The organism is Mycolicibacterium sp. XJ662 (genome assembly GCF_053484035.1).
In genome coordinates this window covers 669,142-690,749 of the sequence record NZ_JBEFTL010000001.1, presented here as the reverse complement: position 1 = coordinate 690,749, position 21,608 = coordinate 669,142, and the positions used below count along the sequence as shown (strand labels likewise).

At 68.0% G+C, this 21,608-nt stretch carries 20 protein-coding genes; 14 read left to right on the top strand and 6 right to left on the bottom strand.

Features of this window, described 5'->3' with window-relative positions:
• Positions 1–55: 55 nt before the first annotated feature.
• Positions 56–625, top strand: coding sequence for a TetR/AcrR family transcriptional regulator (locus ABQE93_RS03145; RefSeq protein WP_448405807.1), 570 nt, complete (start codon positions 56–58; stop codon positions 623–625).
• A gap of 28 nt (positions 626–653) precedes the next feature.
• Here ABQE93_RS03145 and ABQE93_RS03140 read toward each other — a convergent pair whose 3' ends face one another.
• Complete coding sequence (locus ABQE93_RS03140; protein WP_448405806.1) at positions 654–1,256, bottom strand: TetR/AcrR family transcriptional regulator; 603 nt, start codon at positions 1,254–1,256, stop codon at positions 654–656.
• A 100-nt stretch (positions 1,257–1,356) separates the two neighbouring features.
• Between ABQE93_RS03140 and ABQE93_RS03135 the strand changes: the two genes are divergently transcribed.
• Entirely contained in the window at positions 1,357–2,694 is a 1,338-nt protein-coding gene (locus ABQE93_RS03135; RefSeq protein WP_448405805.1) for a cytochrome P450, read from the top strand.
• 4 nt (positions 2,695–2,698) lie between these two features.
• Here the strand turns inward: ABQE93_RS03135 and msrA are convergent, their stop codons facing one another.
• Positions 2,699–3,166 carry a peptide-methionine (S)-S-oxide reductase MsrA gene (gene msrA / locus ABQE93_RS03130; protein ID WP_448406505.1) on the bottom strand — a complete coding sequence of 156 codons (468 nt, stop codon included), beginning with the start codon at positions 3,164–3,166 and terminating at the stop codon, positions 2,699–2,701.
• Between the two features lie 149 nt (positions 3,167–3,315).
• Between msrA and ABQE93_RS03125 the strand changes: the two genes are divergently transcribed.
• From ABQE93_RS03125 to ABQE93_RS03105, 5 genes are read left to right on the top strand one after another with little or no spacing between them, the layout of a single operon-like run.
• Positions 3,316–3,654, top strand: a complete 339-nt coding sequence (locus ABQE93_RS03125; protein ID WP_448405804.1) for a hypothetical protein — start codon at positions 3,316–3,318, stop codon at positions 3,652–3,654.
• 17 nt (positions 3,655–3,671) lie between these two features.
• Complete coding sequence (locus tag ABQE93_RS03120) at positions 3,672–4,082, top strand: hypothetical protein (RefSeq protein ID WP_448405803.1); 411 nt, start codon at positions 3,672–3,674, stop codon at positions 4,080–4,082.
• A gap of 38 nt (positions 4,083–4,120) precedes the next feature.
• Complete coding sequence (locus ABQE93_RS03115; protein WP_448405802.1) at positions 4,121–4,627, top strand: nuclear transport factor 2 family protein; 507 nt, start codon at positions 4,121–4,123, stop codon at positions 4,625–4,627.
• Complete coding sequence (locus ABQE93_RS03110; protein WP_448405801.1) at positions 4,624–5,646, top strand: NAD-dependent epimerase/dehydratase family protein; 1,023 nt, start codon at positions 4,624–4,626, stop codon at positions 5,644–5,646. The genes ABQE93_RS03115 and ABQE93_RS03110 overlap by 4 nt, the downstream gene beginning before the upstream one ends.
• Positions 5,639–6,457: a class I SAM-dependent methyltransferase gene (locus ABQE93_RS03105; RefSeq protein WP_448405800.1), complete on the top strand. Its 819-nt coding sequence runs from the start codon at positions 5,639–5,641 to the stop codon at positions 6,455–6,457. The genes ABQE93_RS03110 and ABQE93_RS03105 overlap by 8 nt, the downstream gene beginning before the upstream one ends.
• 76 nt (positions 6,458–6,533) lie before the next feature.
• Here ABQE93_RS03105 and ABQE93_RS03100 read toward each other — a convergent pair whose 3' ends face one another.
• Positions 6,534–7,190, bottom strand: a complete 657-nt coding sequence (locus ABQE93_RS03100; protein WP_448405799.1) for an enoyl-CoA hydratase-related protein — start codon at positions 7,188–7,190, stop codon at positions 6,534–6,536.
• On the bottom strand, positions 7,190–7,669 hold the full coding sequence (locus ABQE93_RS03095; RefSeq protein WP_448405798.1) for an SRPBCC family protein: 480 nt from the start codon (positions 7,667–7,669) through the stop codon (positions 7,190–7,192). Before ABQE93_RS03095 ends, ABQE93_RS03100 begins: the two co-directional genes overlap by 1 nt.
• Before the next feature lie 26 nt (positions 7,670–7,695).
• On the opposite strand from ABQE93_RS03095, the gene ABQE93_RS03090 reads away from it, so the two are divergent.
• The 3 genes from ABQE93_RS03090 to ABQE93_RS03080 all read left to right on the top strand — a co-directional run bounded on the left by ABQE93_RS03090 (position 7,696) and on the right by ABQE93_RS03080 (position 9,629).
• Complete coding sequence (locus ABQE93_RS03090) at positions 7,696–8,070, top strand: DUF427 domain-containing protein (RefSeq protein WP_448405797.1); 375 nt, start codon at positions 7,696–7,698, stop codon at positions 8,068–8,070.
• A gap of 9 nt (positions 8,071–8,079) precedes the next feature.
• Positions 8,080–9,003, top strand: a complete 924-nt coding sequence (locus ABQE93_RS03085; protein ID WP_448405796.1) for a DNA-3-methyladenine glycosylase family protein — start codon at positions 8,080–8,082, stop codon at positions 9,001–9,003.
• Positions 9,004–9,080: 77 nt separating this feature from the next.
• Positions 9,081–9,629, top strand: coding sequence for a Dps family protein (locus tag ABQE93_RS03080; protein WP_448405795.1), 549 nt, complete (start codon positions 9,081–9,083; stop codon positions 9,627–9,629).
• 234 nt (positions 9,630–9,863) lie between these two features.
• Here the strand turns inward: ABQE93_RS03080 and ABQE93_RS03075 are convergent, their stop codons facing one another.
• Both ABQE93_RS03075 and ABQE93_RS03070 read right to left on the bottom strand, forming a co-directional pair.
• Positions 9,864–11,246 carry a chloride channel protein gene (locus ABQE93_RS03075; protein WP_448405794.1) on the bottom strand — a complete coding sequence of 461 codons (1,383 nt, stop codon included), beginning with the start codon at positions 11,244–11,246 and terminating at the stop codon, positions 9,864–9,866.
• Between the two features lie 42 nt (positions 11,247–11,288).
• Positions 11,289–12,092: a PaaI family thioesterase gene (locus ABQE93_RS03070; RefSeq protein WP_448405793.1), complete on the bottom strand. Its 804-nt coding sequence runs from the start codon at positions 12,090–12,092 to the stop codon at positions 11,289–11,291.
• A gap of 60 nt (positions 12,093–12,152) precedes the next feature.
• Between ABQE93_RS03070 and ABQE93_RS03065 the strand changes: the two genes are divergently transcribed.
• From ABQE93_RS03065 to ABQE93_RS03050, 4 genes are all read left to right on the top strand, one after another.
• Positions 12,153–14,222, top strand: a complete 2,070-nt coding sequence (locus ABQE93_RS03065; RefSeq protein ID WP_448405792.1) for a heavy metal translocating P-type ATPase — start codon at positions 12,153–12,155, stop codon at positions 14,220–14,222.
• Positions 14,223–14,633: 411 nt separating this feature from the next.
• On the top strand, positions 14,634–19,217 hold the full coding sequence (gene gltB, locus ABQE93_RS03060) for a glutamate synthase large subunit (RefSeq protein ID WP_448405791.1): 4,584 nt from the start codon (positions 14,634–14,636) through the stop codon (positions 19,215–19,217).
• Positions 19,210–20,676, top strand: a complete 1,467-nt coding sequence (locus ABQE93_RS03055) for a glutamate synthase subunit beta (RefSeq protein ID WP_448405790.1) — start codon at positions 19,210–19,212, stop codon at positions 20,674–20,676. The genes gltB and ABQE93_RS03055 overlap by 8 nt, the downstream gene beginning before the upstream one ends.
• Positions 20,677–20,761: 85 nt before the next feature.
• Complete coding sequence (locus ABQE93_RS03050; protein WP_448405789.1) at positions 20,762–21,598, top strand: polysaccharide deacetylase family protein; 837 nt, start codon at positions 20,762–20,764, stop codon at positions 21,596–21,598.
• The last annotated feature ends 10 nt before the right edge of the window (positions 21,599–21,608 follow it).

Below are 21,608 nucleotides of genomic sequence, written 5' to 3'. Positions count from 1 at the left end.
ACCTATCGTGTCGGATCGTTGCTGGTGCAGGGGCGTTGTAGTAGCGTCCGGACATGTGTCCGACACGGCTCTCGAGGGGACTCGCCGCCGTCTGACCGCCAAGCAGGCCGACACCGTCGAACGTCTCGGTCGCGCCGCGCTCGAGCTGCTGTGCCGCGACGGGTTTGCCGCGCTGACCGTGCGCCGGGTGGCGGCGGAGGCCGGCGTCGGAGCGGCCACCGCCTACACCTACTTCTCGTCGAAGGAACACCTTGTCGCCGAGGTGTTTTGGCGTCGGCTCGCCACCTCGCCGCCGGCGGCGCACGAATCGACGGATCCGGCGGCGCGGGTCATCGACGTGCTGCGCCACATCGCGTTGCTGGTCGCCGACGAGCCCGAGTTCGCCGGCGCGGTGACCACCGCGCTGCTCGGCAAGGATCCCGACGTGGAGGTGCTACGCCAACGCATCGGCCGCGACCTCCGCCGGCGCCTGGCCACCGCGCTGGACGCCGACGTCGACCCGGACGTCATCGATTCGCTGGAGATGCTGTATTCGGGTGCGTTGGTGCGCGCCGGGATGGGTTACGCGTCCTACACCGACATCGCCGAGCGGCTGGAGAAGTCCGCGCGGCTGATCCTGGGCTGACCGCAGTCTCGACGCAACAGCCAAAGACTTAGGGGCCGAGGATTGCCGTCGACGCGGTGAATGCCGGCTCGACGATGCCGCGCAGATCGCGGCCGTCCTCGACGAACAGCGCCGTCAACTCCCGCAACCCGCCGAGCAGGATGAGCGCGAGCGGACGCGATACCGGTGCCAGCCCCGCGCGCCGGAACCCGGGGCTGTCGCTGAGATCGACCAGCATGTCGGTCAGATGCTCCATGGCCTGGCGATGTAACGGCGCCGCGACGTCGCCCAACGCGGGGGCTTCGCGGATCCAGCTCAGCGTCACCGCCGTTCGCTCCGAGATGTGCCCGACGTAGGCGTCGACCGCGCAGCGAATCTGCTCGGCCCAGTCGTCCTCGGGGTTCACCGCGGCGCGGATGCTGGCGATCAGCGTCTCGTTGTTGCGCCGCAGCAACTCGATCAGGCATTCGGCCTTGCTGGGGAACTGCTCGTAGAAGGTGCGCTTGGAGGTGTGGGCGTGTCGGACGATGTCGGCGACGGTGGTGTCGCGGTAGCCACGTTCGGTGATCGACGCCGCCATCCCGTCGAGCAGGCGGTCGCGGAACTGCACGGTGGGGCGCGAATCGGGCGCACCGTCGAGCGCGGTCGTCATATCGCCTCCCCGGATCTCTTGCGGTCGTTGGTACCAAGCGGTACCGTACTACACACACCTGCGGTACATGGCTGTACCAAAGAGCCGGCTGGGAGTGATCATGAGCGAATCATCGACCGTCGAAGCACCCGCCACCCCGCTGCGCGCGGTGAATCTGCCGCCGGGGCCGCGGCTTCCGAAGGCGCTGCAGGGGCTGGTGTTCATCGCCAACCGCCGCTGGACCGTGCATGAAATGATCCGTCGCTACGGCGACGTGTTCACCCTCAACATCCCGATCTTCGGGCGCACGGTCGTGGTCGCCGACCCGCAACTGGCCAAGCAGGTGTTCACCGCCAACCCCGACGACCTGGGCAACATCCAGCCCAACCTGTCGCGGGTGCTCGGCCCGGGTTCGGTGTTCGCGCTCGACGGCGCCGAGCACCGCCGCAGGCGCCGGCTGCTCACCCCGCCCTTCCACGGCAAGAGCATCAAGAACTACGAGAAGATCTTCGAAGAGGAGACGCTGCGCGAGTCGGTGAACTGGCCGGAGGGTCAGGCGTTCGAGACGCTCGAGCCGATGATGCGCATCACGCTCAACGCGATCCTGCGGGCCGTGTTCGGCGCCGACGGTGAACGCCTCGACGACCTGCGCCGCATCATCCCGCCCTGGGTCACCCTCGGCTCCCGCCTCGTCAGCCTGCCCACGCCGAAACGGACATACGGGCGCTTCAGCCCGTGGGGCCGGCTGGCCGAGTACCGCCGCCAGTACGACGAGGTCATCAACCGCCTCATCGACGAAGTGACCGCCGACCCGTGCTTCGACGACCGCAACGACGTCCTCGCGCTGCTGTTGCGCAGCACCTACGAGGACGGTACGGCGATGACGCGCCGCGAGATCGGCGACGAGCTGCTCACCCTGCTGGCCGCGGGCCACGAGACGACGGCGGCCACCCTGGCGTGGGCGTTCGAGCGGATCACCCGCCACCCCGAGGTGCTCGCCAAGCTCGTCGAGGAAGTCGACACCGACGACAACGCGTATCGCCAAGCCACCATCCTCGAGGTTCAACGCAACCGCACCATCATCGATTTCGCGGGCCGTCACGTTTACTCGCCGACCTTCGAGCTCGGGAAATGGGTTATCCCGCAAGGCTATTCGGTCATGACCAGCATCCTGCTGATGCATGAGCGCACCGACGAGTTCCCGGCGCAGGAGCGGTTCGACCCGGAGCGGTTCCTCGGCAACCGCCCGCCGATGTTCGCGTGGATCCCGTTCGGCGGCGGCACCCGTCGTTGTGTGGGTGCCGCGTTCGCCAACGTCGAAATGGACGTCGTGTTGCGCACCGTGCTGCGCCACTTCGTGCTCGAGACCACGTCGGCGCCGGGGGAGAAGTGGCACTCCCGCGGCGTGGCGTTCACCCCGAAGAACGGCGGGCGCATGATCGTGCACCGCCGGGGCTAGGGCGTCAGGGAGTGGCCTTCTCCCGCTTGGGCAGCTTCCAGTCGGGCCGGGGGAAGTGGCAGGTGTAGCCGTGGGGGTAGCGCTCCAGGTAATCCTGGTGCTCGGGTTCGGCCTCCCAGAAGTCGCCGGCGGGTGTCACCTCGGTGACGACCTTGCCCGGCCACAGCCCTGAGGCCTCGACGTCGGCGATGGTGTCCAGCGCGACCTGCTTCTGCTCGTCGTCGAGGTAGAAGATCGCCGAGCGGTAGCTGGTGCCGACGTCGTTGCCCTGGCGATTCTTGGTGGTCGGATCGTGGATCTGGAAAAAGAACTCCAGCAGCGCCCGGTAATCGGTCTGCGCCGGGTCGTAGACGATCTCGATGGCCTCGGCATGGCCGGGATGGTTGCGGTAGGTGGCGTTCGCGTTCTCCCCGCCGGTGTAGCCCACTCGCGTCGAGACGACGCCGGGCTGCTTGCGGATCAAGTCCTGCATGCCCCAGAAGCAACCGCCGGCCAGGATGGCCTTTTGCGTAGTGGTCACGCTTTTTCTCCTTGAGTCTGTGGTGCCCTTCTACAACCATCGTCCACGCCGAGATCTTCCGGCGCACGTATGAAGTCTGCAGCCCCGGGTAAGCATCAGCCATGAAGCTACTGCGATGGTTGCTCTTGTTGTTGGGCACCGCAGCCGTGTTGGTCGGCGCGATGGGGCTGCTCAACCCGGTCAACGTCGGTCCAGAGGACGTCGAATGCGGCAGCGCGATCTTCCCCGACCTCACCGCGGCGCGCGCTGCCACCGACTTCGGCGGGGCCAATATCCCGGTACTCGATGAAGTCATCACCAACCCCGACTACGAAGAACTGTGCCGGATGGAACTCGAGGATCGGCGGGTGTGGACGCTGACCGTTGCCGCCGTCGGTGCCGTCGTGCTCGTCGGTGCCGGGGTCATGTTCTTCGCAGCACGACGCAACCGGAGCGGGTAGTCGCTTACCGTGAGGTGATGCGCCTTTTGACCCCCGTGTGCGCGGCCCTGGTCACCCTGGCCACCTGTTTTGCGCCGACGGCGACGGCCGAGCCGACGACCCTGGCACCTCCCGAGATGCCGCCGCGGCCCGGGGTGCCCTTCGTCGACAACCCGGCGATCGTCGACCCGCATCCGATGCCCGTCGAGTCCTGGACCCGCGTCGGCGCCGGCGACGTGCTGGCGCTGCACTTCACCACCGGCACCCCGCAGTGCTACGGCGTGACGGCGACCGCACACGAAACCCCCGACACCGTCACCGTCGAACTTCGCGGCGGCATCGTGCCCGAGGCGGTCGGCCGCGCGTGCATCGAGATCGCGGTGTTCGGCACGCTCGAGGTGCCGCTGCAGCACCCGGTCGGCGCGCGTCGCGTGCTCAGCGTCTACTGATGCTCGACAAACCCAATAGAACGTGTTCTAGTTTTGACGTGACCGGCAAGGTGTTCAGCCGTGACGAACTGGCTGCAGCGTTTGAACAATTCGAGGCGACCGTGGATCGCGCCGCGCAGACCCGCGACTGGGATCCGTGGGTTGCGCAGTACACCCCCGACATCGATTACGTCGAGCACGCCGCGGGCCGGATGCGCGGCCGCGAAGAGGTGCGCGCCTGGATCTGGAAGACGATGGAGAGCTTCCCCGGCAACCAGATGACGTCGTTTCCCGCCTTGTGGACGGTGATCGACGAACCGACCGCCCGCATCATCTGCGAACTCGACAACCCGATGCGCGACCCCGGCGACGGCACCGTCATCAGCGCCACCAACATCTCAATCCTCACCTACGCCGGCGACGGGTTGTGGAGCCGTCAGGAGGACATCTACAACCCGCTGCGGTTCGCCAGGGCGGCGTCGAAGTGGTGCCGCAAGGCCGAGGAACTCGGCACGCTGCCCGACGAGGCGCGAAGCTGGATGCGCAAGTACGGCGGCGGCGCGTGAGCGCGGCACCCAAGCTCGTCATCGGCGCTAACGGCTTTTTGGGCTCGCACGTCACCCGGTTGCTCGTCGCCGACGGCCACCAGGTGCGCGCGATGGTGCGCCCGACCGCCAACACGATCGGCATCGACGACCTGCCCGTCGAGAAATTCCTCGGCGACATCTGGGACAACGACACCCTGCGCGAGGCGATGGCCGGATGCGACGACGTCTACTACTGCGTCGTGGACACCCGCGGCTGGCTGCGCGATCCGGCGCCGCTGTTTCGCACCAACGTCGACGGCACCCGAAACGTGTTGGAGATCGCCAAGAACGCCGATTTGCGACGGTTCGTCTACACCAGCAGCTACGCCACGGTCGGGCGGCGCCGCGGCCGCGTGGCCGACGAGGACGACATCGTCTCCGAGCGCGGGCTGACCGCGTATGTGCGCTCGCGGGTGCAGGCCGAGAACATGGTGCTGGCCTACGCCCGCGAGCAGCGACTGCCCGCGGTGGCGATGTGCGTGTCGACCACCTACGGCAGCGGGGACTGGGGCCGTACCCCCCACGGTGCGCTCATCGCCGGGGCGGCGTTCGGCAAGATCCCGTTCGTGCTGCGCGGCATCGAACTGGAAGCCGTCGGCGTGGAAGACGCCGCCCGCGCGATGCTGTTGGCCGCCGAGCATGGCCGCGTCGGCGAGCGCTACCTGGTCTCGGAGAAGATGATCAGCAACGCCGAGGTGATCAATATCGCCGCCGAGGCGGCCGGCATGCCGCCACCCACCAAGTCCATCCCGCTTCCGGTGGCCTACCTGCTGGCCACGATCGGCAGCGTCAAGGCCCGGTTGCGCGGCACCGACGAGAAGCTGTCGCTGAACTCGTTGCGGCTGATGCGCGCGGAGGCGCCGGTCGACTGCAGCAAGGCCAGACGTGAATTAGGTTGGCAGCCAAGGCCGGTCGAGGAGTCCATCCGGGAAGCAGCCCGGTTCTGGGCGGGCCTGCGACGCCAGGCGGGCCAGCAAGGCGGGTTGACGCGTGGCTGAGAAACTGCGGGCCGACCTGACCGGCGCACCGCAGACCATGTTGGCGACGTTCTACGCCAAGGCGCTCGACGCCGATCTGCCGAACCCGGTCCTCGGTGACCGATTCGCCAAGGAGATCGTCGACCGCATCGACTACGACTGGTCGAAAACCACGATCACCAAAGCCAATTCGGCGTCGGTGACCATGCGCACCGCACACTTCGACATCTGGGTTCGGCAGTTCCTCGCTGTGCATCCCGACGCCGTCGTGCTGCACCTGGGCTGCGGCCTGGACGCCCGCGTGTTTCGGCTGGACCCGGGACCCGGCGTCGAGTGGTACGACATCGACTACCCCGATGTCGCCGAGTTGCGCCGAGCGCTCTACCCGGGCCGCGACCACTATCATGTCGTTCCGGCTTCGGTCACCGACCGGGGATGGCTGGCCGACATCCCTTCGGACCGACCGACGTTGATGGTCGCCGAGGGCCTGACCATGTACCTGCAGCCGGGCGGCGGGATCGCGCTGCTGCGCCGCATCGTCGGCCGATTCCCTTCCGGCGAACTGCAATTCGACGCGTTCAGCCGGCTCGGTATCCGGGCGCAGTGGATGAACGCGGTGGTGCGCCGCGCGGGCGCGACCCTGCACTGGGGCATCGACGGACCCGTCGACATACTCGACGCGGTGCCGGGAGTGCGGCTGCTGGCGTGGGTGTCCACGTTCGACTCGCCGACCTTCGACGAGGTGCCCTGGTACTACCGCGCAGTCGGCAACGTCATGCGGGCAGCGCCGCCGCTGCGACGGATGGCGCAATACCACCGCTACGCGTTCTGAGCCTGGTTCGAAACTGAAGTTGATGCACGCAAATTACGGAATTCGCGTGCGTAAGTTCAGACTCGGCGCTTAATGGCTAGCTGGCCCTCAGTTCGGCGATCACCTCGGCGTAGAGCCGCTCCTTGATCGTGCCGAACACCGCGCCTGCCTTGGCCGCGCGTTCCTCGGCGCGCGCGACGGCGACGTCGAGCAGTTCGTCTTCACCGGCGGTGGCGGCGACGATGCCGGCCTCGCGGGCGTCCTCACCGCCGTAACGGCGCCCCGTCGTCATCGCCTCGTGCGCGGTGGCGATCGGCAACCGGGCGCGGATCAGCGCGTTCATCCCCGCGGTGAACGGGATGCCGAGATCGACTTCGGGAAGGCAGAAGAAGCCCCGATCACTGCGCATGACGATCAGATCGTGCGCCAGCGCCAGCATCGCGCCCGCGGCGAACGCGTGGCCCTGCACCGCGGCGACGATCGGGGCCGGGAAGCCGAGCACCCGCGCGAACAACGCGTGCACGTCGCTCAGGTTCGCCTCCGCGCCACCGGGATTGGCCGCCATGTAGTCCAGGTCCAGACCGTTGGAATAGAACTTTCCGACCCCCGTGGTGACGACGGCCTTCGGACCGTCGGCGGCCTCGACCTCGTCGAGCGCGGCGTTGATCTGCGCCAACCGATCCGGGTGGAAACGGTTCTCGTCCTCGCCCAGCGGCAACACGAAAACCGAACCGCGGCGCTGTAATTCGGCCATCAGAGGGCCCGTCCGCTTTCGGCCTTCTCCTTCAGCCGCTGCAGCGTCAACCGGATGTGCTGCGCATTGGCGCTGTCACGGTCCTTGACGCCGGTGGCCATGCTCGCCGGTTTGCGGAACCAACCGGGCCGCCTGTCCCAGGTTCGCTCCGTCACCGTGCAGCCACCGTTGTCGGCGACGATGTCGTAGCGCCAGTGCGCGACGGGCACCGCCAGCGAGCGCACGTCGAACGCGAACGTCTGCCCCGGCGCGGCGTCGGTCACGGTGCAGGTCGTGGTCCACGTCTTGGCGCCGTTGCGGTTCTGCCCCTTGAAAACCGCGCCCGGCTGCGCACTTGCGCCCTTGGACCACTGCATCGCATGGGTTTCCTCGGCCAGCGACGCCAGCGTCGACAGATCGGTGATCAGCGCGTACACCGCCGACGGGTCGGCGTTGATGCTGATCGACGCCTCCGCGGAGGCCGGCCCGTGTTGACTCATGTCGCGATCGTAGCCACCGTGAGAACATGACCGATCGCCCCGTGCTGGAGCCCAGCGCAACGCATCCGATCACCATTGAGCCCACCGGCAGACACGTCACGGTCCGGGTCAACGGCGAACTGATCGCCGACACCGACGCGGCGTTGACCCTGCAGGAGTCGACGTACCCGCCGGTGCAGTACATCCCCGAGGGCGACGTCGTTTCCGGCCGGCTCGAGCCCAGCGACACCGAGACGTACTGCCCGTTCAAAGGGCAGGCGGCTTACTACCACGTCGTCACCGAGGCAGGTGATCGCGTCGACGACGCGGTCTGGACCTACCCGGACGCCTACCCCGCGGTCGCGCGCATCGCCGGCCACGTCGCGTTCTATCCCGACAAGGCCGACGTCACCATCGCTTAACCTGAAGCGGTGCACAGCTCGGTCAGCGTCGTGCGCCGGGTTGTCTTCGACGGGCCGGTGAGCACTGGACTGACGCTGTCCCCGCTGCGCCGCGGCCGCGCCGACCCGTGCTACCACGACGCCCCCGACGGCGCCATCTGGCGCACCAGCCTGATGCGCAGCGGTCCGGTCACCGCCCGCATCGCCAAATCTGCACCCGACACCGTCGACTGCGAGGCATGGGGAAGTGGCGCAACGGAGTTCATCGAGACGCTGCCCGCCCTGCTCGGCGCCTTCGACGACAGCTCCGATTTCGCGCCCGAGGAACCGACCATCGCCGCGGCGCATGGGCGGGTGCCGCATCTGCGGCTGGGCCGCACCGACCGGGTGCTCGAAGCGCTGATACCCGCGGTTCTCGAGCAGCGGGTGTACGGCAAGGACGCGCGCCGGGCGTGGCGGACGCTGGTCACCAAGTACGGCGCGCCCGCACCCGGGCCCGCGCCCGCCCACCTGCGGGTGGTGCCGTCGGCGGCGGTGTGGCGGCGCATCCCATCCTGGGAGTTCCACAAGGCCAACGTCGACCCGCGCCGCGCCCGCACGGTCGTGGGCTGCGCGCAGCGCGCGGACGCGCTGGAGCGGCTGGCCACGCGCCCGCCCGAGCAGGCGCGCGTCGCGCTGACGTCGCTTCCCGGGGTTGGGGAGTGGACCGCGGCCGAAACCGCCCAGCGCGCGTTCGGCGACGCCGACGCGTTGTCGGTCGGTGACTTTCACCTCGCGAAGATGATCGGCTGGAGCCTGCTCGGTCATCCGATCGACGATGCCGCGATGGTCGAACTCCTCGCGCCGCTGCGCCCGCACCGGCACCGCGCCGTGCGGTTGCTGGAAGCCAGCGGTATGGCGGTCCTCCCGCGGTTCGGCCCCCGCCAGGCCATCCCGCGTCTACGTGCGATCTAGCCGACACCTCGCATACCTGCCACGCCGGGTGGGTACTCGGCGCGTTACGGACGACGACTTTCAAAAGGAGCTTTTCGATGCCGAGTGAATACACCGTTCCTGGCCTGTCTGATCGCGACGGCAACAAGGTGGCCGAGCTGCTGCAGAAGCAGCTGAGCACGTACAACGATCTGCACCTGACGCTCAAACACGTGCACTGGAACGTCGTCGGACCCAACTTCATCGGCGTGCACGAGATGATCGACCCGCAGGTCGCGCTCGTGCGCGGTTACGCCGACGAAACGGCCGAGCGCATCGCCGCGTTGGGTAATTCGCCGTTGGGCACGCCAGGGGCGATCATCAAGGACCGCACCTGGGACGACTACTCCGTGGCACGCGACACCGCCCAGGCACACCTGGCGGCCCTCGACCTCGTCTACACCGGGGTCATCGAGGACACCCGCAAGTGCATCGACACGTTAGAGGAGCTGGACCTGGTGTCGCAGGACATGCTCATCGACCACACCGGCGAGCTGGAGAAATTCCAGTGGTTCATGCGGGCCCATCTGGAGAACTCCGGCGGCCAACTGTCCAGCGGCGGCGCCCGCACCGAGAAGAGCGCTGCCAGCAACGCCAAGAAGAAGTAACCGAAAGACAATTGGCGACCGGGGTCCCCCAAAACCCCGGTCGCCAACCGTTTGAGCGGCTATCGGCCGCGTGTGCGCTGGCAACCCCCCTCGTGTGCCAGCTGCGTCGGTAGTCAGCAATATCCTAAAACACGAACAGCCAAGATCAACAGTGGCTTCAGCGAATTGATCAGAAACCGTCCGTCGTCCCTGGCTATGACGTCCCGCAAACAAAATTGTGCAGGCCAGCAAGCATCAGGGCACGGCGGCGTCGCTCCGCCGGTCGGTGCGCTGGGCCTGGTAGATCGACACGTCCGTGCGCAGGATCAGCAGGTAGGCGATGCCGACGGCGACCATCGCGCACGGGATGACGGCGAAGGATCCGGTCATCTCAGCGACCATGATCATCACCGCCAGCGGGGCGTGGGCGACGCTGCCGAAGCAGGCCATCATGCCGACGACGACGAAGACGGCGGGGCTGTCGGGAATCCCGGGTGCGCCGAGGTCGTGCGCCAGCCGCCAGATCGCCGCGCCGACGAAAGCGCCGACGACGACGCCGGGTCCGAAGATGCCGCCCGAACCGCCGGTGCCGATCGACAGCGAGGTGGCCACGATCTTGGCCAGCGGCAGCAGTAGCACAATCCACAACGGGATGGCCATCAACGTGTCGGTGGCGCCGGCCTTCTGCGCCCAGCCGTATCCACTGGCCAGGATCTGCGGGATCAGCAGGGCCAGCAGACCGACGGCAAGGCCGCCGAGCGCCGGTTTGATCACCTTGTTGCCGGGCAGTTTCGCCGTCAGCGCGACGGTGCCGTAGAACATCTTGGCGTACAGGTATCCGAAGAACGCCGCGACGACGCCGATCACCAGGTACCAGCTCAGATCCAGCGGATGGTCGAAGCGGAAGTCGGCGGCCATGAACCCGAACAGCGGATCGAACCCGAGGATCGAACCCAGCACCGCGTAGGCCGTCGCCGAGGTGATGAACCCGGGGATCAGCGCCTGGTAGTCGAAGTCCTCGCGGTAGACGATCGAGGCGGCCAGCACCGCGCCGCCCAGTGGGGCGCCGAAGATCGCCCCGATGCCCGATCCGATGCCCAGCGACACCGCGATCCGCCCGTCCTCGTAGGAGAGGTTGAGCCAGCGGGTGAGCAGCGACCCGAAACCCGCCGAGATCTGCGCGGCGGGGCCTTCGCGGCCGCCGGACCCGCCGGAGCCGATGGTCAGCGCGCTGGCGATCGTCTTGACGACGATGGCGCGGCCGCGGATCGCGCGCGGGTCGGTGTGCACCGCCTCGATCGCGCTGTCGGTGCCGTGGCCTTCGGCCTCGGGGGCGAACTTGGCCACCAGAAACGCCGACACCAACGCACCGCCGAACGTCACCAGCGGGATCGCCCACGGCCGGTCGAATCCGGGCGAGCCGGCGTCGCCGCCGTCACCGATCGGCTTGGGAATGTCGTAGCCGGCGAGGTAGCCGAGCAGGAAGCGGCCGGCGTAGTCGAGGGCCAGATAGAACGTGACCGCGCCGAGGCCGGCGATGACGCCGATCGCGATGCCGAGGATCAGCCATTTGCGCAGATACCCCGAGCGTCGGATGAATCCGCCTAGTCCACCGCCGGTTTCGGGGGGAGCTGGCATGGTCCGGATGCTAGTCCACGATGACGTCGGGCTATCGGCTTTTCACCGGTAGGCCGTGACGCGGGCGATGATCGCGGTCCTGCCGTCGGCGCCGACGGCCTGCGCCTCGGCGATACCGGTCCGGCGACCGACGCGCAAACTCGTTCCGACATAACGACATTCGGGACCGCTGTGGAACTCACGCAGAAAGTTCACCCGCAGCGACGCGGTGCGCAACGGTTCGTCGCCACCGCCGTTGTTCAGCGCGGCCGCGGCCACCATCTCCAGCGCCATGGCCGACACGCCGCCGTGCACGACGCCGATGCTGTTGTTGAGCACCGGATCGGCGGCCTGCAGCAGAACGTGTGCGGCGCCGCCGGATTCGGCGACGCTGACCGCCATCTTCTCGGCGAGCGGGACGGGCGGCGGCGGGCCGGTGGGACCGTCGGGGAACTCCGCGACCCGGTCCTGCGCCTTGATGAAAAACGAACGCACGGTGGCGGTCGCCAGCGCGATGTCGCGGTGGGTGAACTCGCACAGCGCCAACGCCACCTCGCCCTTGGGGCCGAACGGTCGGGCCGTCGCGACCACCGGTTCGTCGGGCGCGGCCGCGATGATGTCCACCGCCTCGGGCCGGCACTCCAACGCCAACTCGGTGGTCACCGTCCACTCGTCGGCTGCGCGAAGATGGTGGTTGACCAGGCCCCCGGCGTGGTCCACCAGCATCGCCAGCGGCGCGATCGTCGGCGCGCCGGTCAGCGGGTTGACCGCATCGCCCGCGGGGATCGCGGCCACGCAGCGGTGCGGCCCGTCCTCGAAGTTTTGGACGCCGAACCGGCCCAACGGGGTACTCAGCGGATATGACATCAGGGTCCAGCCTGACCGCCCCGGTTCCCCCTATACCCCCCAGGGGTATATAGTGTCGTCATGACGCAGCACGGCACACACGTCGGTCACGGCGCGTCGACCGGCCACGGTGACCACGAAAGACACGGCGGGCACGGCGGCCACGGAGATCACGGGAACCACGTCGCGCAGTTCCGGCGGCTGTTCTGGATCATGCTGGTGCTCGCGATCCCGACGGCCGGGCTGTCGACGATGTTCGCGATGATCCTTGGCTACTCCCTTCCCGACGTACCCGGTGCGCAATGGGTGTCGCCCGTCCTGGGCACGGTGATGTACCTGTGGGGCGGACGTCCGTTCCTCACCGGTGCGGTCAGCGAAATCCGTTCCCGCACACCGGGAATGATGCTGCTGATCGGCCTGGCGCTGACCGTGGCGTTCCTGTCGTCGTGGGGCGCGAGCCTGGGCCTGCTGCACCACCAGCTCGAGTTCTGGTGGGAGCTGGCGCTGCTGATCGTGATCATGCTGCTCGGCCACTGGATCGAGATGCGCTCGCTGGCGCAGACCACTTCCGCGCTCGACTCGCTGGCGGCCCTGCTGCCCGACGAAGCCGAACGTGTGGTCGGTGATGACGGGGTCGAGATCGTCGCACCGGCCGAACTGCGGGTCGGCGACGTGGTGATCGTGCGCCCGGGCGGCAGCGTGCCCGCCGACGGCGAGATCACCGACGGCGCTGCCGACGTCGACGAGTCGATGGTCACTGGCGAATCCCGGCCGGTGCGCCGCGGCGTGGGCGATCACGTGGTCGCGGGCACTGTCGCCACCGACTCGGGTCTGCGCGTCGAGGTGACCGCGGTCGGCGACGACACCGCGCTCGCCGGGATCCAGCGGTTGGTCACCGAGGCGCAGAACTCGTCGTCGCGGGCGCAGCGGATCGCCGACGTCGCCGCGGGCTGGCTGTTCTGGTTCGCGCTGGGCGCCGCCGCGATCACGGCCGTGGTCTGGGGTTTCATCGGGGTTCCCGAACAATCGGTGATCCGGACGATCACCGTGCTGGTGATCGCCTGCCCGCACGCGCTGGGGCTGGCCATACCGCTCGTGGTCTCCATCGCGACCGAACGCGCGGCGCGGGGCGGGGTGCTGGTCAAAGACCGGCTCGCGCTGGAGAGCATGCGCACGGTCGGTGCGGTGCTGTTCGACAAGACCGGCACCCTGACCAAGGGCGAGCCGACGGTGACCGCCGTGGCCGCCGCGCCCGGGCATTCCGAGGACGAGGTGGTGGCGCTGGCCGCCGCCGCCGAGGCCGCCTCCGAGCATCCGCTGGCCAAGGCGATCGTGGAGACCGCGCGTCGCCGCGAGCTGACCGTGCCTGCCTGGTCGGACTTCACATCGTTACCGGGCGTCGGCGTCAGCGCGACGGCCGACGGCAAGACGGTACAGGTCGGGGGCCCGCGAACGCTCTCCGAAGCCGGTCAACGTGAGCTACCCGAAGCCGACCGGTGGCGTGAGCAGGGCGCGACCATCCTGCACGTGCTGGTCGACGGGGTGACGGTGGGTGCGCTGGCGTTGGCCGACGAGGTACGCGAGGAGTCCCGCCAAGCCGTCGACGCCCTGCACCGGCTCGGCATCGCAGTGATGATGATCACCGGTGACGCGCAGGCCGTCGCGGACTCGGTGGCGGCCGAACTCGGCATCGACCGCGTTTTCGCAGGTGTACGGCCCGAAGACAAGGCCGCCAAGGTGGCGTCGCTGCAGTCGGAGGGGCTCAAGGTCGCGATGGTCGGCGACGGCGTCAACGACGCCCCGGCGCTCGCGCAGGCCGACGTCGGTATTGCGATCGGGGCGGGCACCGACGTGGCGATCGCATCGGCCGGGGTGATCTTGGCCAGTTCCGATCCGCGGTCGGTGCTTTCGGTGATCGAGCTGTCCAAGGCCGCGTACCGCAAGATGAAGCAAAACCTTTGGTGGGCAGCGGGATACAACCTGATCGCGGTACCGTTGGCGGCCGGCGTGCTGGCTCCGGTGGGCTTCGTGATGCCGATGTCGGTCGGGGCGTTGCTGATGTCGGCCTCCACGGTGGTGGTGGCGGCCAACGCTCAGCTGCTGCGACGGCTGGATCTGTCCCCCGAAGCCGGCGTGCGAGCCGTTCTCTAAGAATCTGACTAGGCTTTTCGCAAAGACTATGTGATGGAGTTCACCCAGCGTACAGTGGTGAACGGAGTATCACAGCAAATAGTGATACCTGGGAAAAGTTAGGATCGCTTAGTGCGGCGGCGCGCGTCCGCTTCCGGGCGGAGAGTGAAATCCGAAGCGGCCCAACGCTGTTCGAAACCGATGGCGGCGTGGGGAATTGACCGGCCCAACGGGGCGCCACCACTTAGTTAGGCTCGACTAAGTTGGCATGTCAGGCATGGTTTGTCATATCGTTTTTCTCACTTAGGCGAGTTGGGTTCGAGCAGTCGTTCGGTGTCGCACGGAGGCGCCCCCTCGCAGGCCGGCCGCAACGCCGCTGTACGGCCGCCGTTGATAACAGCTCAAGGCGTGCGGATAAAAGGGTAGGTGGGAATGACGCCCAGGATTCAAGGGCTCTACAACCCCGCGTTCGAGCACGATGCGTGCGGCGTGGCCATGGTGGCCGATATGCACGGTCGGCGCAGTCGCGACATCGTCGACAAAGCGATCACCGCGTTGCTGAACCTGGAGCACCGCGGCGCCCAGGGCGCTGAACCGCACACCGGTGACGGGGCGGGCATCCTGTTGCAGGTCCCCGACGAGTTCCTGCGGGCAGTCGTCGATTTCGAACTGCCCGAATACGGCAGCTACGCGACCGGGATCGCGTTCCTTCCGCAGTCGTCCAAGGATGCCGCGGTGGCTTCTGAGGCCGTCGAGAAGATCGCCGAGGCCGAGGGGCTTTCCGTGCTGGGGTGGCGGGAGGTGCCCACCGACGAATCGTCGCTGGGCGCGCTCGCCCGTGACGCGATGCCGACCTTCCGGCAGGTGTTCCTTGGCGGCGCGTCGGGGATGGACCTGGAGCGTCGTGCCTACGTGGTACGCAAGCGCGCCGAGCACGAGCTCGGCACCAGGGGGCCGGGTCAAGACGGTCCCGGCCGCGAAACCGTGTACTTCCCAAGCCTTTCCGGTCAGACCTTCGTCTACAAGGGGATGCTGACCACACCGCAGCTCAAGGCGTTCTACCTCGACCTGCAAGACGAACGGCTCACCAGTGCGCTGGGCATCGTGCACTCGCGGTTCTCCACCAACACGTTCCCGTCGTGGCCGCTGGCGCACCCGTTCCGGCGCATCGCCCACAACGGTGAGATCAACACCGTCACCGGCAACGAGAACTGGATGCGGGCCCGCGAGGCGCTGATCCGCACCGACCTGTTCGGCGACGACGCCGACCTGGAAAAGATCACGCCGGTCTGCACGCCCGGGGCCTCCGACACCGCGCGGTTCGACGAGGTCCTCGAGTTGTTGCACCTCGGCGGCCGCAGCCTGCCGCACGCGGTGCTGATGATGATCCCCGAGGCGTGGGAGCGCCACGAGTCGATGGATCCGGCCCGGCGCGCTTTCTATGAGTTCCACGACTCGCTGATGGAGCCGTGGGACGGCCCGGCCTCGGTGTGCTTCACCGACGGCACCGTGATCGGCGCCGTGCTGGACCGCAACGGCCTTCGGCCGTCGCGGATCTGGGTGACCGCCGACGGCCTCGTCGTGATGGCGTCCGAAGCCGGTGTGCTCAACCTCGACCCGTCCACGGTGGTGCGCAAGATGCGCCTGCAGCCCGGCCGCATGTTCCTGGTCGACACCGCGCAGGGCCGCATCGTCGACGACGAGGAGATCAAGGCCGAACTGGCCGCCGAGCATCCCTATCAGGAGTGGCTGGACGCCGGGCTGTTCCGTCTCGACGAGCTGCCGCAGGGCGACTACGTGCGCATGCCGCACCACCGGGTGGTGTTGCGCCAGCAGGCTTTCGGCTACACCTACGAAGAGCTCAACCTGCTGGTCGCGCCGATGGCCCGCACCGGTGCCGAGCCGATCGGTTCGATGGGCACCGATACCCCCATCGCGGTGCTGTCGCAGCGGCCCCGAATGTTGTTCGACTACTTCCAGCAGATGTTCGCCCAGGTGACCAACCCGCCACTGGATGCGATCCGCGAAGAGGTGGTGACCAGCCTGCAGGGCGCCATGGGACCGGAGGGCGACCTGCTCAACCCGGGCCCGGAGTCGTGCCGCCAGATCGTGCTGGCGCAGCCGATCATCCGCAACCACGAACTGGCCAAGCTGATCAACCTCGACCCCGAGCAGGAGATCGACGGTCGCCGCCACGGACTGTCGACCGCAGTGGTGCGCTGCCTGTACCCGGTGAACCGCGGCGGCCAGGGTCTCAAGGAAGCCCTCGACAACGTCCGCGCGAAGGTGTCCGCGGCCATCCGGGAGGGCGCCCGCATCATCGTGTTGTCCGACCGCGAGTCCAACGAGCAGATGGCGCCGATCCCGTCGCTGCTGTCGGTGGCCGCGGTGCACCACCACTTGGTGCGTGACCGGACCCGCACCCAGGTCGGCCTGGTCGTCGAGACCGGTGATGCGCGCGAGGTGCACCACATGGCCATGCTGTGCGGTTTCGGTGCGGCCGCGATCAACCCGTACATGGCGTTCGAGTCGATCGAGGACATGGTCGATCGCGGGGCGCTCACCGGCATCGACACCGACAAGGCCAAGGACAACTACGTCAAGGCAGCAGGCAAAGGCGTGCTGAAGGTGATGTCCAAGATGGGCATCTCCACATTGGCCTCCTACACCGGCGCGCAATTGTTCCAGGCGATCGGCATCAGCCAGCAGGTGCTCGACGAGTACTTCACCGGGCTGACGTGCCCGGTCGGCGGCATCGGCCTGGACGACATCGCCGACGACGTGGCCGCCCGGCACCGGTTGGCCTACCTCGACCAGCCCACCGAGTGGGCGCACCGTGAACTCGAGGTCGGCGGCGAATACCAGTGGCGCCGTGAGGGCGAGTACCACCTGTTCAACCCCGACACGGTGTTCAAGCTGCAGCATTCAACGCGCACCGGCCAGTACTCGATCTTCAAGGAGTACACCACGCTGGTCGACGACCAGAGCGAGCGGATGGCGTCGCTGCGTGGGCTGTTCAAGTTCAAAGACGGTGTGCGACCACCGGTTCCGCTCGAGGAGGTGGAGCCGGCCAGCGAGATCGTCAAGCGGTTCTCGACCGGCGCGATGAGCTACGGTTCGATCTCCGCGGAGGCCCACGAGACACTCGCGATCGCGATGAACCGCCTTGGCGGCCGGTCGAATTCGGGTGAAGGTGGTGAGCACGTCAGCCGGTTCGACCCCGAGGAGAACGGCGACTGGCGGCGCAGCGCCATCAAGCAGGTGGCCTCTGGCCGGTTCGGCGTCACGAGCCACTACCTGACCAACTGCACCGACATCCAGATCAAGATGGCCCAGGGCGCAAAACCCGGTGAGGGCGGCCAGCTTCCGGGCAACAAGGTGTACCCGTGGGTGGCCGAGGTGCGCCACTCCACGCCCGGAGTCGGGTTGATATCGCCTCCGCCGCACCACGACATCTACTCGATCGAGGATCTGGCGCAGCTGATCCACGACCTCAAGAACGCCAACCCGCAGGCCCGCGTGCACGTCAAGCTGGTCAGCGAGAACGGGGTGGGCACGGTGGCCGCCGGTGTCTCGAAGGCGCACGCCGACGTGGTGCTGATCTCCGGGCACGACGGCGGCACCGGTGCGACGCCGCTGACGTCGATGAAGCACGCGGGTGCGCCCTGGGAGCTCGGGCTGGCCGAGACCCAGCAGACGTTGCTGCTCAACGGGCTTCGCGACCGCATTGTGGTCCAGGTGGACGGACAGCTCAAGACCGGCCGCGACGTCGTGGTCGCCGCGCTGCTCGGCGCCGAGGAGTTCGGCTTCGCCACCGCGCCGCTGGTGGTGTCGGGCTGCATCATGATGCGGGTCTGCCACCTCGACACCTGCCCGGTGGGGGTGGCGACGCAGAACCCGGTACTGCGGCAACGCTTCACCGGCAAGCCCGAGTTCGTCGAGAACTTCTTCATGTTCATTGCCGAAGAAGTGCGCGAGCTGATGGCGCAGCTGGGGTTCCGCACGCTCAACGAGATGGTCGGCCAGGTCGACGCGCTGGACACCACCCGCGCCGCCGAGCACTGGAAGGCCAACAAGCTGGACCTGGCGCCGGTGCTGCACCAGCCCGAATCGGCGTTCATGAACCAGGACCTGTACTGCAGCTCACGCCAGGACCACGGCCTGGACAAGGCACTCGACCAGCAGCTGATCGTGATGTGCCGCGAAGCGCTGGATTCCCAGACACCGGTGCGCTTCTCGACGACGATCGCCAACGTCAACCGCACCGTCGGCACCATGCTCGGTCATGAGGTCACCAAAGCCTATGGCGGACAGGGTCTTGCGGACGGCACCATCGATATCACGTTCGACGGGTCGGCGGGCAACAGCTTCGGTGCCTTTGTGCCGCAGGGCATCACGCTGCGGGTGTACGGCGACGCCAACGATTACGTCGGCAAGGGCCTGTCGGGCGGCCGCATCGTGGTGCGGCCATCGGATGATGCGCCCGCCGACTACGTCGCCGAGGACAACATCATCGCCGGCAACGTGATCCTGTTCGGCGCCACCAGCGGGCAGGCGTTCCTGCGCGGCCAGGTGGGGGAGCGGTTCGCGGTGCGCAACTCAGGGGCGCACGCGGTGGTCGAAGGCGTCGGCGACCACGGCTGCGAGTACATGACCGGCGGACGCATCGCCATCCTCGGCCCGACCGGCCGCAACTTCGCGGCGGGGATGTCCGGCGGTATCGCCTACGTCTACGACCCTGACAACCGGCTGCCGCAGAATCTCAACGCCGAGATGGTGGAACTCGAGGACCTCGACGACGAGGATCTGGCGTGGCTGCAGGACATGATCCACGCCCATGTGGATGCCACCGATTCCGCTGTCGGCCAGCGCATACTCGACGACTGGAGCACCAACGTGAAGCACTTCACCAAAGTGATGCCCCGCGACTACCGGCGGGTGCTGGAAGCCATCGCCGACGCCGAAGAGCGCGGTGTCGACGTCGACGAAGCGATCATGGCGGCCGCCGGTGCCTGATCCCCGCGGCTTCCTCAAGTACACCCACCGCGAGACCCCGCCGCGGCGGCCGGTCCCGCTGCGCCTGAAGGACTGGAAAGAGGTCTACGAAGACTTTTCCGAAGACACGCTGCGTGAGCAGGCGGCGCGCTGCATGGACTGCGGTATCCCGTTCTGCCACAACGGCTGCCCGCTGGGCAACCTGATCCCGGAGTGGAACGATCTGGTCCGCACCGGCCGCTGGCACGACGCGTACGAGCGGCTGCACGCCACCAACAACTTCCCGGAGTTCACCGGGCGGCTGTGCCCGGCGCCGTGCGAAGGCTCGTGTGTGCTCGGCATCAACCAGGATCCGGTCACCATCAAACAGGTCGAGGTCGAGATCATCGACAGGGCCTTCGACGAGGGCTGGGTGGTGCCGCTGCCGCCGGTCGTGCTGACCGGAAAGTCGGTCGCCGTCGTCGGATCCGGCCCGGCCGGGCTGGCCGCCGCCCAGCAGCTCAGCCGCGCCGGCCACACCGTGACGGTGTTCGAGCGCGACGACCGCATCGGCGGCCTGCTGCGCTACGGCATCCCGGAATTCAAGATGGAAAAGCGCCACATCGACCGTCGTCTCGAACAGATGACTGCCGAAGGCACCCAGTTCCGCACCGGCGTCAACGTCGGCGTGGACCTCACGGCGCAGCAGCTGCGCAAGGACTTCGACGCGGTGGTGCTCGCCGGCGGCGCGACGGCATGGCGCGATCTGCCGATTCCGGGCCGCGACCTCGACGGCATCCACCAGGCCATGGAGTACCTGCCCTGGGCCAACCGGGTGCAGCACGGTGATCCTGTGACGGGACCCGACGGGGAACCGCCGATCACCGCCAAGGGTAAGAAGGTCATCATCATCGGCGGCGGCGATACCGGCGCCGACTGCCTGGGCACCGCGCACCGCCAAGGCGCGGTCAGCGTGCACCAGTTCGAGATCATGCCGCGCCCGCCGGACACCCGCGCCGACTCGACGCCCTGGCCGGTCTACCCGCTGATGTTCCGGGTGTCCTCGGCGCACGAGGAGGGCGGCGAACGGGTGTACTCGGTCAACACCGAGGAGTTCGTGGGCCGCGACGGCCGGGTCACCGCGTTACGCGGCCACGAGGTGCGCAGCGAGGGCGGTAAGTTCGTCAAGGTCGACGGCACGGAGTTCGAGCTGGAGGCCGACCTGGTGCTGCTGGCCATGGGTTTCGTCGGCCCGCAGCGGGAGGGCCTGCTGGCGGACCTCAGCGTGGAGCTCACCGACCGCGGAAACGTCGCGCGCGACGCGAACTTCGCCACCTCGGTGCCCGGGGTGTTCGTGGCCGGCGACATGGGCCGCGGCCAGTCCCTGATCGTCTGGGCCATCGCCGAGGGCCGCGCCGCCGCGGCCGGCGTCGACCGGTACCTGATGGGGCAGAGCGCGCTGCCGGAGCCGATCAAGCCGACCGCCGTCCCCCAGCGCTGACGTTCCTGCGTTGAGAAGACGCAGAAGGTGGCGACACGCCGCGTAATCAGACGTTTCTGCGTCTGCTCGCGGGACAGTAGGGGCAATGGCCGCCCGCTACCGCATCCCCCGCGCCGGAACCGAGCTCGACCGGCGCCACTTCATCGCGGCGCTGACCGTTGCCAGCCTCGGCGCGATCGGGCTCAGCCGATGCTCGACGACCGGGCAGACGCAGGTGGTCGGCACCGCCGCCGAGGCGGCCACGCCCGCGCCCGCCCCGCCCGCAGGATTGCTGCCGCCACCGCCGCCGTCGGCGCGGATCCCGCTGCCGCCGGGGGTACTCAGCAACCTGCCCGGACACGGCGACCTGCTCGCGCTGACCCTCGACGACGGGGTCAGCAGCGACGTGGTGCGCGCCTACACCCAGCTGGCCAAGGACACCGGGATGCGGCTGACGTACTTCGTCAACGGCGTATACCACTCGTGGACCGAGCACGCCGAAATGCTGCGGCCGCTCGTCGACGACGGCCAGATCCAGCTCGCCAACCACACCTGGACGCATCCGAACCTGACCAAGCTGCCGTTGACCGACGTCGCAGAAGAGTTCCGGCACAACCACGACTTCCTTTGGAAGACATACGGTGTCGATGCGCGCCCGTACTTCCGGCCACCGTACGGCGCCCACAATCCGCACGTCGACAAGGTGGCAGGCGATCTGGGGTACACCGTCGACACGCTGTGGTCGGGGACGCTGGAAGACCACCTGTGGATACCGGCGGGCGAAGTCGTGCAGATGGCCGAGCGCTACTTCCAGCCGCAGACCATCGTGATCGGACACCTCAACCACGAACCCGTCACGCAGGTCTACGCGCAGCTGGTCGACCTCATCCGCGCGCGCAAGCTGCGCACCGTCACCCTCAACGACGTGTTCCTCGCGCCGTAACCCCATGGGC